At 70.9% G+C, this 12,183-nt stretch carries 9 protein-coding genes and 4 pseudogenes; 3 read left to right on the top strand and 10 right to left on the bottom strand.

The window, feature by feature from the left end:
- Positions 1–113 precede the first annotated feature (113 nt).
- The 6 genes and pseudogenes from ACFPZI_RS04155 to ACFPZI_RS04130 all read right to left on the bottom strand — a co-directional run.
- Entirely contained in the window at positions 114–1,463 is a 1,350-nt protein-coding gene (locus ACFPZI_RS04155) for a serine hydrolase domain-containing protein (protein ID WP_381358337.1), read from the bottom strand.
- A 91-nt stretch (positions 1,464–1,554) separates the two neighbouring features.
- On the bottom strand, positions 1,555–2,229 hold the full coding sequence (locus ACFPZI_RS04150; RefSeq protein ID WP_381358334.1) for a cytochrome P450: 675 nt from the start codon (positions 2,227–2,229) through the stop codon (positions 1,555–1,557).
- 964 nt (positions 2,230–3,193) lie between these two features.
- Positions 3,194–3,946, bottom strand: a complete 753-nt coding sequence (locus ACFPZI_RS04145; protein WP_381358331.1) for a thioesterase II family protein — start codon at positions 3,944–3,946, stop codon at positions 3,194–3,196.
- 599 nt (positions 3,947–4,545) lie between these two features.
- Complete coding sequence (locus tag ACFPZI_RS04140) at positions 4,546–5,334, bottom strand: NAD(P)-dependent oxidoreductase (RefSeq protein WP_381358328.1); 789 nt, start codon at positions 5,332–5,334, stop codon at positions 4,546–4,548.
- Between the two features lie 47 nt (positions 5,335–5,381).
- Complete coding sequence (locus ACFPZI_RS04135) at positions 5,382–5,780, bottom strand: carboxymuconolactone decarboxylase family protein (RefSeq protein WP_381358325.1); 399 nt, start codon at positions 5,778–5,780, stop codon at positions 5,382–5,384.
- Between the two features lie 509 nt (positions 5,781–6,289).
- Positions 6,290–6,490: pseudogene (locus ACFPZI_RS04130) on the bottom strand (diiron oxygenase); the annotation flags it as partial.
- Positions 6,491–6,817: 327 nt separating this feature from the next.
- Here ACFPZI_RS04130 and ACFPZI_RS04125 point away from each other — a divergent pair.
- Entirely contained in the window at positions 6,818–8,542 is a 1,725-nt protein-coding gene (locus ACFPZI_RS04125; protein ID WP_381358324.1) for a SpoIIE family protein phosphatase, read from the top strand.
- Positions 8,543–8,625: 83 nt separating this feature from the next.
- Here the strand turns inward: ACFPZI_RS04125 and ACFPZI_RS04120 are convergent.
- Positions 8,626–9,198: pseudogene (locus tag ACFPZI_RS04120) on the bottom strand (thiamine pyrophosphate-dependent enzyme); the annotation flags it as partial.
- Between ACFPZI_RS04120 and ACFPZI_RS04115 the strand changes: the two are divergent.
- Positions 9,104–9,574 carry an Hsp20/alpha crystallin family protein gene (locus ACFPZI_RS04115; RefSeq protein WP_381358321.1) on the top strand — a complete coding sequence of 157 codons (471 nt, stop codon included), beginning with the start codon at positions 9,104–9,106 and terminating at the stop codon, positions 9,572–9,574. The pseudogene ACFPZI_RS04120 and the gene ACFPZI_RS04115 overlap by 95 nt on opposite strands.
- 92 nt (positions 9,575–9,666) lie before the next feature.
- Positions 9,667–10,569, top strand: a complete 903-nt coding sequence (locus ACFPZI_RS04110) for a pyridoxamine 5'-phosphate oxidase family protein (RefSeq protein ID WP_381358318.1) — start codon at positions 9,667–9,669, stop codon at positions 10,567–10,569.
- A gap of 196 nt (positions 10,570–10,765) precedes the next feature.
- Here ACFPZI_RS04110 and ACFPZI_RS04105 read toward each other — a convergent pair whose 3' ends face one another.
- The 3 genes and pseudogenes from ACFPZI_RS04105 to ACFPZI_RS04095 all read right to left on the bottom strand — a co-directional run.
- Positions 10,766–11,389: a DoxX family membrane protein gene (locus ACFPZI_RS04105; RefSeq protein WP_381358316.1), complete on the bottom strand. Its 624-nt coding sequence runs from the start codon at positions 11,387–11,389 to the stop codon at positions 10,766–10,768.
- A 167-nt stretch (positions 11,390–11,556) separates the two neighbouring features.
- A pseudogene (locus tag ACFPZI_RS04100) lies at positions 11,557–11,643 on the bottom strand (pyridoxamine 5'-phosphate oxidase family protein); the annotation flags it as partial.
- 82 nt (positions 11,644–11,725) lie between these two features.
- A pseudogene (locus tag ACFPZI_RS04095) lies at positions 11,726–12,156 on the bottom strand (GNAT family N-acetyltransferase); the annotation flags it as partial.
- Between the last annotated feature and the right edge of the window lie 27 nt (positions 12,157–12,183).

The following is a 12,183-nucleotide window of genomic DNA, read 5'->3' as shown; positions in this document are numbered from 1 at the left end:
TTCGAGCGCGGGGCGGCGCGCGGACCCGGCGCGCCGGTCTCGGGCGGCCCGTGGGCACACCGGAGCGGTGCGGGGGTCCATGCGTACGGGGCGGGTGCGTGACGCGGGCGGGGTCAGACGGTGTCGGCGCGGCGCGCGGTGCGTCCGGATATCTGCAGGCGGTCGATGGTCCCGGTGGCAGGGTCGCGGTGGAAGCGGCCGCCGGGCTCGTGCCGGCCCGTGGCCGGGTCGACCAGATCGCAGGACAGGTCCGGGTAGCACACCAGCGGGAGGGGGCAGTCACCGTCGACGGACAGGGTCGGCGTGCCGTCCCCGTCGAGCTTGACCGCGTACTCGGTGCCCCCGTTGCGGTAGGTGCCGGCGCACTCCGGCAGCGGTACGGCCCGGCCGCGGCGGGCGGTGGCCGGGGCGGTCGGCACGCGTATGCCGGTGAGCCGGACGAGGTCGGCGGCGAGGTCCCGCCACAGGGCGGTGGCGCCGCCTGCGTTGCCGGTGAAGGCGACGACGACACCGCTGTCCGGGTCGGCCCGCAGATGGCAGGAGGTGCCCTGGGCGTTCCCGTCGTGGCCGCACCACACGCGGCCGTCCTGCCGGAAGAGGGCGAGGCCCAGGCCCCAGGAGTCCGCCAGGGCACCGGGGTCGGCGGCCGGCTCGGGGCGGCGCATCCGGGCGGCGACGGACGCGGGCAGGAGGGTGGACCGGCCGATGACGGCCCTTCCCAGGGCCACCAGGTCCTCGGCGCTCGCCAGCAGGGCTCCGGCCGGAGCCTCCACGGGGGCGAGGTTCTGGTGGGTCGGGCGCACCAGGCCCGTGGCCGTGTTGAGGGCGTGGCCGGTGGCGACCGGCCGCGCGGGGGTGGCGTCACCGAGGAAGGCGGGGACGATACCCAGGGGTTCGAGGAGGAGCGCTCGCAGTGCTTCCTGCCAGGTCATGCCCGTCACTTCGGACACGAGCCGGCCGGCGGCGACGTAGCCGGCGTTGGAATAGGAGAAGCCGGTTCCCGGCGGGAACAGGGCGCTCCGCGCGGTGCAGACCGCCGAGAGGTAGCGCGTGGCGGTGGTGCCGGCGGCGCTGTCGGAGTCGGGTCCGGTGGGCAGGCCGGCGGTGTGACTGAGCAGGTGACGCGCGGTCACCTCGGATGACGGCCGTAATGCGGGGAGCAGTTCGGCGGCGGGCTCGTCGAGGTCGAGGTCTCCGTCGTCGGTGAGGAGCAACACGGCGGCGGCCGTGCCGAGCTTGGTGACGGAGCCCAGGGGTACGGCCGTGTCCTCGGTGAACGGGGTTCCCGTCAGGGCGTCGGCCGTGCCGGTGTGCACGCTGAGGGTGTGCGTGCCGGTGTGGACGGCCAGTTGGGCGCCGGGCACACGGTGGGCGCGCGCGAGGGAGTCGAGGCGGCTCTGCAGTTCCTGGCGCAGCGGGGACGTCGGCCGGTCGGCGGCCGGAGCGGCGGTGGGGTATGGCATGGGAAGGGGACTCCTGGTGAGAGCGGGTGCGGGGAGGGAACGCGGCCGGCCCGCGGGTGAGCGGTGCGGGACCTGAGCGCGTCGACGCGCGTCACGGCCTGGTGACGACGATCGGCAGGTGACGTACGCCGACGACGACGGCCGGGTTCTGGTACGTGACGTCCTCGTAGGAGGGGACCGCGAGGGCGGGGAAACGTTCCATCAGCATATGCAGCGCGACCCGTGCTTCCAGCCGGGCCAGGGGCGCGCCAAAGCAGAAGTGGATGCCGTGGCCGAAGGCCAGATGGGGATGCGGACTGCGGGCCACGTCGAAGACGTCCGGATCGGTGAAGCGGGAGGGATCACGGTGGGCGGCACCCAGGTGCACCATCAGCAGGGTGTCGGCCGGGATCTCGTGGCCGCCGAGCACCACCGGCCGGGTGGTGCGCCGTCCCCGTTCGGGGAAGGGCGGTAGCCGGCACGGTACTTCCTCGACGGCGTCCGGCAGCCGGCCGGGGTTCTCGCGCGGCGCGGCGAGAGTTCCGGGATGCCGGCCGAAGGTGACCACGGCGTTGCCGAGCAGCGCGGTGGTGGTGATGTGCCCGGCGACCAGCAGCAGGGCGACCAATCCGACGATCTCCTCGTCCGCCAGGCGTGTTTCGTCCACCTCGGCGGTGAGGAGTCTGCTGGTGAGGTCGGAGGAGTACGTCCCCGGATCGGCGAGTACGGCGGAGACCCCCCGGTGGTCCACGACACGCCGCTGGCCCTGCGCTTCGTCGTAGGTCACGGGGCCCGCCTCGCGTATGGACCGCCACCGGTCGGGTAACGCGTCCAGGGGCGATTCGACCCCGGTCGGTTGAGTGCTTGTCACCGGTTCTCCTTGGGTGAGGACGCGCGGGCCCGGCATGGGCCATCGACTGTGGTGTGGGTTCGCCGGGCAGGAAGCCGTGGCCGTCATGGGCGCGGTCAACGGGTGTGACACCGCGCGGCGGACCTCGCTCCGCGCCAGGTGGCCGACTCGTGGTCGGGCTGGGCCGGCCGCCGCTCAGGAGCGACCCGCCCGTTCGCCCCTCACGGAATGCCCGTGGCCGCCGGGGGGCGTCAGCAGCCCCGGGGACAGGTTCCGTACGCCGGGGCGACAGTGCCGAGCGGTCCGGACGTCCGTCGTGCGGCCGGCAAGCCCGCACGCCCGCAACCTGGTGGCACGCCTCTCGGGCACAAAGCAGACATCACTACATCCCCCCGTGACTTTTCCCGCGCAGCGGCTCCGCGCAGGACTCTCCTGTCCCATGATTTAGTGCTTTACGTGCTGAAAAGGCGCTTCGGCACGATCCATCCGGGCCGAATGCGCTCACAGTTTTCACGTTGGGTCACAGGATGGCAACCCCCCGAAACTGAAGGGGAGATGGCCTGTCAGCAACTCACCGCCAGGGGGGTGTCCCGTCGTTCCGCACTCAAACCTCTTGCCCGGACGGAGAATTGACTTTCATCTCGACAACTGGGCCACAACCGCCACCACCTGCACCGTCCGCCTCGGACGCATGGGCTCTCGCCCCCAGGAGTTTCGGCCGGATTCGGCAACGGCATGCCTGAACGCCGCCCAGTCCCGGGTCCTTCGGCGGGCGCCCGGCGCGGGGGAACGACCCGGCGCACGGAAGGAGTCACCGGCGCTCACGGTCACCACGCGCGCACGGGCGTACACCAACGAGGACGCTGCACTACCACGAGCCCCCGCGAGCCGCGAACGCGCGTCATCGTCCGCCGACGTCGGCACACTCGGCGACGAGCCGCACGACGGTGTCCGGATGGTCCGTCAGGAAGAAGTGTTCCCCGGGGAGGACTTCCAGCCGGAAACCGGCCGTGGTGTGACTCTTCCAGGCTGCGGCCTCCTCCGTCGCGACCTGTGGGTCCCGGTCCCCGGTCAGGCAGAGGACGGGCGTGTCCACCACGGCGTCGGGGACCGGCCGGTATCGGGTGACCGCCCGGTAGTCATTGCGTATGACGGGCAGGAACAGGTCCATGAGTTCCGGGCTGCGGACGATCGCCGGGGCGGTGCCGCCGAGACCGGCAAGGTGGTCGAGGATCTCCTGGTCGGAGTCGACAGCGAGGATCTCGCGCAGTGCCGACGGGGCGGTCCGGCCGGAAACGACGAGACGGCAGTGCGCCGTCAACCGGTCGCGCCCGAGCCGGAGTACCGACTCGAAGGCGACGGACGCCCCCATGCTGTGGCCGACGAGCACGAGCGGCACGGGCTCCGCCGCCCATCGCCGCAGGGACGGCATCAGCCGGTCGGCGAGTCCTTCGACGGTCGCCACGAACGGTTCACCGAAGCGCTCCTGCCGCCCCGGGTACTGAACGGCCGCGACGTCGTACCCCTCGGGGAACCGCCGTGCGAACGGCGCGTAGAACGAGGCGGCGCCACCTGCGTGCGGAAAGAAGAGCACGCGCGCGCGAGGTGGCACGGCCCCGCGCAGTGGCCTGATCCAGGGGTCCTTGTCCTCCATCGGTGCTCCCCGCCCTTCTTCCCTGCGGCCGGGGTAGCGCGCCCGGCCGGCCCGGTGTGACCATCGCCGACCGTACGGTGCCCGCGCGCCGACCGTCGAGGGGCACCTCGCGGGGCCCGGCTGCCGGGTGCCCGGTGCCGGGGGCGGCAGAGATCGGCCGGTGCGTGACCTTCGCCTGCCGGGAACCGGGTTTGTCCGGTGACGGCAAGGGCTACGGTCGGCAAGCAGGGACGCCACCGCGCCCGATGCTGACCGTTTGCTGACCTGAGCGGCTCCATCGCGCCTCTGACCTGCACAGATGGCCAAGCGTTAGATCTTGGACTTGAACATGGTGCGCAGCATCGGGTGCTCCTGGAGACCGGCTCCCTGCCTGCTCAACGCGGGTCAAGGGCGTTTCCTCACTCTGCAGCGACACACTTTGCGGACAGATGGTCGATCACTGTCGCGATGGTGAAGCTGACGAGCCTGCTCGCGAGGGCCGGGAGCCGCGGTGCCCGGCACGCTTCGGTGCCGGCCACGGAGCGAAAGGTGTGGCTCTGCCGCTCTCGTGCGCGGGCTCGCCCACATACGGGTGCGTCCCGCCCATCTGCCGTGAGGGCTTACTTCGCCTCGGAGCCCAGGGCCTCACGGGCGGCGAGGATCTGACCCTCGACATCGCCGTCCAGGTCCGTCACGGGCAGGTGCTGAAGCTCGGTACGGAGCAGCCCGACATCCTTGAGCAGGAGGTCGTACGCGACATCCTTGATGTTGTCGCTCATCCAGCTCTGACCTGTGGAAACCGCGAGAACCTCGGCCAGTTTGTCCGCCGGGACACCGTGCGCGTCCGCCAGGTTCAGAATCTGGGCCGTGGCGGTCAGGTTGTAGGTGGCCAGCGCGTTGTTGAGCAGCTTCACCATGGCGGACTGACCGTACTCGGACAGACGGAAGACATGTCCGGCCTGGTCGGCGAGCAGCCTCTCCTCGTCGTCGGTCGGCGCCGGGCCGGTCAGGAAGATGCTCATGGTGCCGTGGCGAGCGCCCGCCGGTCCGCCCGAGACCGGGGACTCGAAGATCCGCCAGTTGTCGTTGCCCAGGGCGGCGATCCTCTTGGCGTCGGTCGGGGTCAGCGTCGTGTTGACGAAGATGCTCAGCGGCCTGCCGGTTGTGTCGTTCAAACTGCGGAACACGGCCTCGACCTGGTGGGCCAGGCGTACGGCGATGCTGACGGACGTGACCGCGTCCCAGGGGACCGCGGCCAGGTCGGAGCCGGAGAATGCCGAGCCCGACTCCTGCGCCCACTCGGCGACGCGCGCGGTGTCGAGGTCGTAGCCGTAGACCTCGCGGCCCTTCCCGGCGAGGTGGGTGCCGATGTTTCCGCCAATCGGCCCGAGGCCGATCACCAGATGCATGACGAGCTCCTTTGTGACGCGAGATCAATCTCGGCCGTCGGCGTGGCCTATTCGACGTCGTCGCGCTCGGCGAGCACCTTCTTCACGAGCGTCAGGGCATTCAGGCACTTCGGGTAGCCGACGTAGGGAATCAGGTGGATGATCGCCCCGACGACCTGGTCCTTCGTGAGACCGACGTTGAAGCCGGTGTTGATGTGCAACTCGAGCTGCGGCTCGGTGCCGAAGGCCGTCAGTCCCGAGATGGTGACCAGGGTCTGTTGCTTCTTGTCCAAAGCCGTCCGGGAATAGATGTCACCGAACGGGAACTCGACGATCAGGTTCGGCAGGTCGGGCGCGAGTTCCTCGTAGTACTCGATGAGCTTCGTGTGCGACGTGACGTCGGGGTTGCCCTTGGGCTGGTACTCCATCATCTTTTCCAGTGCCTTCTGGAAACGATCGGAAACCATCGGAAACTCCTTCGTGTGGGCGGAGGGCGCGGGATGTGCTCCTCGGGAGCGACGGTGCTGCACGAGATCAATTCGGTACGTCTGCGCAGCGCAATGGAGGTGTTCCCGGCGACCTCCGTCATCGTGTCCCGGCGTGTTCATGAACTCTGTGCCGGGAAGGAGCAGCTGCGGGGGAGCGCGGCACGGCGACGCAGGGGTCGGGCCAAGTACGCTCTCATCCGGTCATTTCCACCCTCCGCCCCGGAGGCGCGCAGCACAACCCGGCCCGGCGCGCCGCCTTCCACCAAGCGGGCCTCGACGTGGGGAACGTCGGCTCGATGGTGTCGTCGTGGGGAGTCAGCGGCGTCGGCGGCGGGCGAGGCGGCGGAATGTCTTCGGTCCGCCGGTCGGCGCGGGCAGTACGCCCGCGACCGCATCGGCCAGCAGGGTGCCGACGTCTCGGCCGCGCACGTGCGGTTCGCGCCCACGCCTTTCGAAGGCCATGTCGTCCGCTCGCCCGGAGGTCGTCGGATCGGACGGGCGCGCTTGCAGAAGAACAGCGCGGGCTTGGTGAGCAGTCCCACCGCGGCCAGGAAGTCCATCAGTCCGGAACAGCTCGAGCGCGTCATCGACGTGTGACGCTCGTTGGCCTTCGCCTCGCGAAGGGCGCGCGCCTCGTCCGGTCCCGCGTTGGCACAGACCTTCCGGTTCACCATGCTCGTGACGATGACCTAGGATGCACGGCGCTCAGGAAAGAGAGGCAGTGCCGTTGTCATCGGCACCGTGCGCCGCGCAGTCGCCATGCCCTCCTCGTGGAAGAGGTTCCGTTGGTGCCGGGGTAGGCGGCCGCGGTGGTACCCGGTCCCGGGGGGCGTCGGCGGGGAAGGTGACCGGCAGGTGGCCGGCGGCATGGAAGTTTCGTCGGCGGAGATGTTTCAATTCGCGTCCGGTTTCCGGGACGCGCTCGAGAGTGGGGCTGGATTCACCGGTACTGGGGCACCCGGGGAAGGGAATATTGCTGTATAAACGTGCCGCCAGTCAGCGAAGGAGATGAGGGTATGGCAGGGGTGGAGCCTACCCAGGCCCTCGGGGAACGGCCTCCGGCCGAACCTGCTGCCACGCTCACCAGGGCGCTGGAGGCCATCGGGAGCGGCGCATACCTCGTGGACGAGCAGGGCCGCGTGATCGCGGTCAACGTCCACGCCGAACAGTTGCTGGCCCTGCCCGCCGAGGATCTTCTCGGTCGCGACGCGCACGACCTGCTGCACCGGGATGCCCACGGCCAGCCCTTGCCAAGGGCTCAATGCAGCATGCGGCAGGCTTTCCTCGCCGGGCGCACCGCCCAGGTCGAGGGGGACTACTTCGCATGCGGGGACGGCTCCCTGCTGCCCATCTCGTGGCTGGTCACCCCCTATGACGTCGGTGACCACGCACTCGGCACACTCGTTCTCTTCCACCCCCGGCACTCACCGGAAATCGACCCTCAGCCGGAGGGGGCGGCCGGCCCGTTGCCGGAGCTCGAACGGCTCGCGCTGCTGGCCGAGACCACCACTCAGCTGACCTCCACCCTTGATGTCGAGGAGGCGCTGCGCCGGCTGGTGACCCTGGTGGTGCCCCGGCTGGCGGACTGGGCCATCGTCGATTTGATCACCGAGCGCGACGAGGTGTGGCGCACCCTCGTCGCCCACGTGGACGGGGATGCCCTGGTGCGCCACGAGGAGCTGCAAGGACCGATGCCACCGGTCCCGGAGGATTCCCCGATGCCCTTGTCCAGGGCCCTTCGCGGGGTCGCTTCCGCCCTGGTCGGCCCGCAGACCTACCAGGGGGTACCGGATTCCGGCATCGCGCTCGAACAGCGCAGCCTGTTCGACGCCACCGGCATACGCTCCGCGGCCATCGCCCCCATCCGCAGCACGCGCGAAGTGCTGGGCGCCCTCACTCTGGGCCGCGCCAAGAAACCGGTGGACTTCACCACCGACGATCTCCCCCTGATCGAGGACATCGCCCGCCGGGCCGGCCTCGCCCTGGACAACGCGAGTCTCTACGAGCGACAGCGCAAGGTCGCGGAGACCATGCAGAACCACCTGCTGCCCCAGATGCCGCGCGTGCCCGGATTGCAGATGACGGTGCGCTACCTGCCCGCACCCGACGCCTCACAGGTCGGCGGCGACTGGTACGACGCCTTCTCCTTGTCCGACGGCGCCACCGCCCTGGCCGTGGGAGACGTCGTGGGTCACGATCTGGAGGCCGCGGCCGGTATGGCGCAACTGCGCAACATGCTCCGCGCTTACGCCTGGGCCCTGCAGGAACCCCCCAGCCGGATCATCGGCCGCCTGGACGAGGCGCTCCTGCACATCACCGATGTCGCCATGGCCACCGTGATCTTCGCCCGGCTCGAAGAGGCCCACGACGGCCATTGGAAACTGTCCTGGACCAATGCCGGCCACCCGCCACCCCTGCTGATCAGCCACAACGGCCTGACCGACTACCTCACGGACGGCCACGGCATTCTCCTGGGCACCGGGACCCGTGGCCCCCGCACCGACGCCGTCGCCCTGCTGCCCCCCGGATCCACCCTTCTGTTGTACACCGACGGGCTGATCGAAGAACCCGGCCACACCCTCGACGAGGGTCTGCACCGGCTGCGCCAACACGCCGCCGCCCTCGCCCACCGCCCTCTGGCCTCCTTCACCGACCATCTGCTGCGCCGGGTCCGCCCCGTCGCCAACGACGACGACGTCGCCCTCCTCGCCCTGCGGACGCCCACCCGAACGCGATCCTGACCGGCGGCTCCTCGACGGGATCCCGGCCCGGCGTGCGGCAGGATCGGTGGGACGGCCGGGTCGGTGCGGAAGTCCATGGCGAAGGGCCGGTCCGCGGCCAGTGCCCGGTCCCGGGCCGCCTCGACATGCCGGGGTTTCTTCACCCGCACACCGTCCAGTCCGATCCGTTGGGCGATCTCCGCGTAGGGCAGGTCGGGGATGTGCTGCGATTCCTCGAACTGCGGCGCGCCGGACATCGCCCGCATCTCCCAGGTGACCTGGTTGAGGTCTCCGTTGTTCAGCACGGCGACGATCAGCCGTGGATCGGACCACTCCTGGCGGTACTTCGCCGCGGTGCCCCTCTCCACGAGCTCGCACACCATGCCCTCGGCGGCATCCCCCGTCACGGCACGGCCCAGCCGCTCCGCCCGGCCGACCGCGGTCCTCGACACACCGCTGAAGCGGCCGCGACAGCCTTGTGGGTGTCCCGCCCCTACCGGGGTACCCGGCTCCGGAGCGGCGAATCCGTCCCCCGTCGACGACGGGTGGCGCTGCCGTCGCAGAAGCCGAGGAGGAGGACCTATGTCGCATCCAGCACGCCGCAGCAGGGGCTCGTTCTCCGGGTGGGACGCCCTCCGGGAGCTCGAAGACCTCCGCTCCCGGATGGAGCACCTCATGCGCTCCACCTTCCCCTTTCCCGGCGACGACTTCTCCGAGGCCGGCACGGCCGATACGTGGACGCCGCCGGCCGACGTCGAGGACACCGGTGACGCCCACGTAGTGGAGCTGGAGCTCGCCGGCGTGGACAAGGACCGGATCAATGTCGAGGTCAGCGACGGTGAACTCGCCGTCCACGGTGATATCGAGGAGCGGGAACGCACGGGCATGGTCCGGCGGCACACCCGTCACGTCGGACGGTTCCACTACCGCACGACACTGCCGCCCAACGCCGACACCGAGCACATCAGTGCGGAGCTGGCCAACGGAGTCCTCACGGTGCGTGTCCCGAAGACCGGGAAGGCCACGCCGCGCCGCATCGAGATCACCGGCTGAGCCGAGGGCGGGGCCGGCCGTCAGCGAGCGGCCGGCAATCCCGTCCCGTCATTCCTTCCCACACCCCGAGCATCCGAGCAAAGGCAGCGATCATGCGAGCTCACCTCGGCGATCAACTCGTCATCGAAAGCGCGGCGACCGGCGTCACCCGGCGCGACGGCGAGATCATCGGACTCCACCACAAGGACGGGACACCCCCGTACGACGTGCGCTGGTCGGACACGCAGGTGGTGACGCTCGTGTTTCCCGGGCCCGACGCGCACATCCTGCATCCGGGGCACGAGCCCGGGACCGCCCGGGAGCCGTCCCGTCCACCGGGCGCGGCCGGGGCGGGTGCCGATTCCGGTGCACCCCACACCGGCGACCTCGGCCGGCGGGTGGCCACCGAACGCGAGCGGCAGGGCCTGACCCGGACCGAGACGGCTCGCCGCGCCAGGATGGCGCCGGCGTACCTCGCGTACCTCGAGGAACACCAGGCCGATCCGAGCCTGGCGACGCTCATCAACCTGGCCGGGGCGCTGAACACCACGGTCCAGGCCCTGCGCGGCGGCGGCACCGAGATGCCGCCGGGCCAGGGCGTCGCGCTCGCGCACCCCCGGCTCCTGGACCTCGGCCCCGAGGAATGCCGCGCCCTGCTGTCCACCCACGGTGTGGGGCGCGTCGCGGTGTCGACCCCGGACGGCCCGGCGGTCGTCCCGGTGAACTACGAGGTCGTCGATGACGTGATCGCCTTCCGCACCGCTCCCGACTCCGTGCCCGGGACGGCCGTGGGGTCGGACACCGCCTTCGAGATCGACCATGTGGACGAGGCCATGAGCCAGGGCTGGAGCGTGCTCGCCGTCGGCCCCGCGCGGCTGGTCACGGACCCCGACGACGTGCGGCGGCTGACCGAACACGCCCACACCGCTCCGTGGGCCGGGGGCGAACGCGAGATGTGGGTGTCGATCCGGCCCACGAGCCTGACGGGGCGCCGCATCAGTCCGGCCGACCCCTGAACGGCGCCTTCGCACAGCTCACGCTCCGCCGCCCCGGGCACGCGAGCCCGGGGCGGCGAACCCGGCCTGATCCCCGAACCGCACCACAGGACCCGGCGAAGGGAGGCCCCGGTGCCGGGGCACCCCCGCCGATGAGCGGAGATGCCCCGGTCCGTGGGAGCGTGCGGCCGTCGGAGGTCCGACGACTCCGCGGCCGTCAGAGGAGCCAGCGGTTGCGGCTGACGAAGGGGAGCCGCGCCCAGACCCTGCCCAGGCCCCAGGTGGCGCCGGCGCCCGCGGCGGCGAGGGCGATCAGGACGACGGCGTAGATCAGGTGGTAGTCGACGAACGGGTTCGTCGACATGCTCGGCGATCCGTTCGACAGGTGCTGGGCCGGCGGCCATTCCGCGACCCACATCAGCGCCATCATGAGGGTGCCGCCGACCGCGGCGAGCCGCAGGCCGATGCCCGCGATCAGGGCGACGCCGATGCCGAGCAGGCCGAGCATGAACAACCAGTCGGCCCACACCGCCCCGGCCCAGTCGTGGAAGGCGGACTCCATCGGCCCGACAGCGACGCCGCTGAGGAACCCCTGGGTCGGCGAGCCGCCGTCGGTCCATGCCTTGCCGGAGGGGGTGGCGTAGCCGAGGCCGAACGTCTTGTCCAGGAACGCCCACAGGAAGACGAAACCCGTCAGGATCCGGAGCCCGGCGAGGATGTACGCGCGGGTCGCGGTGTCCGCCGCCGCCGTCGACTCGGCGGACGCGGGAGCCGTCCCGGCCCGGCGCAGAGACGGGACGCGGAATCCCGGACGCCGTTGGGAGTTGTCGTGAACTGCCATGATGCTCATCCCTCCAGGGGTGTGCGATGCGCAGAAGGTGAACGGCTCTCGTTACACCTTCAATATCTCGCATCGCAGGCCTCCTACGGAAAGGCTGCACGGCCCGGTCTCCGGGTCGAACGTCCCTCTGTCCGGGGCCAGTTGGTAGAGCCCGGGAGAGGTCGGACCAGGTCGAAGTCGACCGGCAGCACGGCGGGCAGGGCCCGGCGCGTGTGGACGATACGGCCGACAGGCACCGTGCCCATCAGCCGCATACACTCCTGCCGCCCGAGTTCGCGGAAGCCGTCACTGGGGTGGGACGGCGCTCGGTCACGGCCGCAGCGGCTGCCTGTCCCCTCACGTACGTGCCACGCGTGCTGCGGCCGACAGTTGCTTCTCGAAGGGCAGCAGGCCGATGGTTTCCGGGTCGGCCTCCGTGTCGAACAGCGGCGTGTAGCCGGTGGCCAGGTACAGGCCGCGCGCCTCGGGCTGGCGTGGACCGGTGGTGAGGTGGACGCGCCGGTAGCCGCGGGCCTCCGCCTCACGTTCCAGTTCCTCGACGACGCGCCGGGCCAGGCCAGGCCGCGCCGACGGTGGGCGGAGTGCGTCCAGATCCGCTTCAGCTCGGCCGTGGTCACGTCGTACCGGCGGAAGGCACCGCCCGCGACCGGCTCGCCGTGCTCCAGGAGCAGGAGCAGGACGCCGCCGAGCGGGGCCGTGAACTCCTCGTCGGGGTAGCGGGCGAGTGCGGCATGGGCCTCCTCGCCGTAGCGCGTCGCGTACTCGTCATACACGTGCGGAGGTCTTCCGGGGAG

Source organism: Streptomyces chlorus, from assembly GCF_042655885.1.
Taxonomy (GTDB): Bacteria; Actinomycetota; Actinomycetes; order Streptomycetales; family Streptomycetaceae; genus Streptomyces; species Streptomyces chlorus.
This window is presented reverse-complemented; position numbering and strand designations above follow the sequence as displayed.

What these genes read in the sequence shown, in the direction of transcription:
- ACFPZI_RS04155 (WP_381358337.1), bottom strand. Translation starts at nt 1,463, where the DNA reads ATGCCATACCCCACCGCCGCTCCGGCCGCCGACCGGCCGACGTCCCCG.
- ACFPZI_RS04145 (WP_381358331.1), bottom strand. Translation starts at nt 3,946, where the DNA reads ATGGAGGACAAGGACCCCTGGATCAGGCCACTGCGCGGGGCCGTGCCA.
- ACFPZI_RS04140 (WP_381358328.1), bottom strand. Translation starts at nt 5,334, where the DNA reads ATGCATCTGGTGATCGGCCTCGGGCCGATTGGCGGAAACATCGGCACC.
- ACFPZI_RS04135 (WP_381358325.1), bottom strand. Translation starts at nt 5,780, where the DNA reads ATGGTTTCCGATCGTTTCCAGAAGGCACTGGAAAAGATGATGGAGTAC.
- ACFPZI_RS04125 (WP_381358324.1), top strand. Translation starts at nt 6,818, where the DNA reads ATGGCAGGGGTGGAGCCTACCCAGGCCCTCGGGGAACGGCCTCCGGCC.
- ACFPZI_RS04115 (WP_381358321.1), top strand. Translation starts at nt 9,104, where the DNA reads ATGTCGCATCCAGCACGCCGCAGCAGGGGCTCGTTCTCCGGGTGGGAC.
- ACFPZI_RS04110 (WP_381358318.1), top strand. Translation starts at nt 9,667, where the DNA reads ATGCGAGCTCACCTCGGCGATCAACTCGTCATCGAAAGCGCGGCGACC.
- ACFPZI_RS04105 (WP_381358316.1), bottom strand. Translation starts at nt 11,389, where the DNA reads ATGGCAGTTCACGACAACTCCCAACGGCGTCCGGGATTCCGCGTCCCG.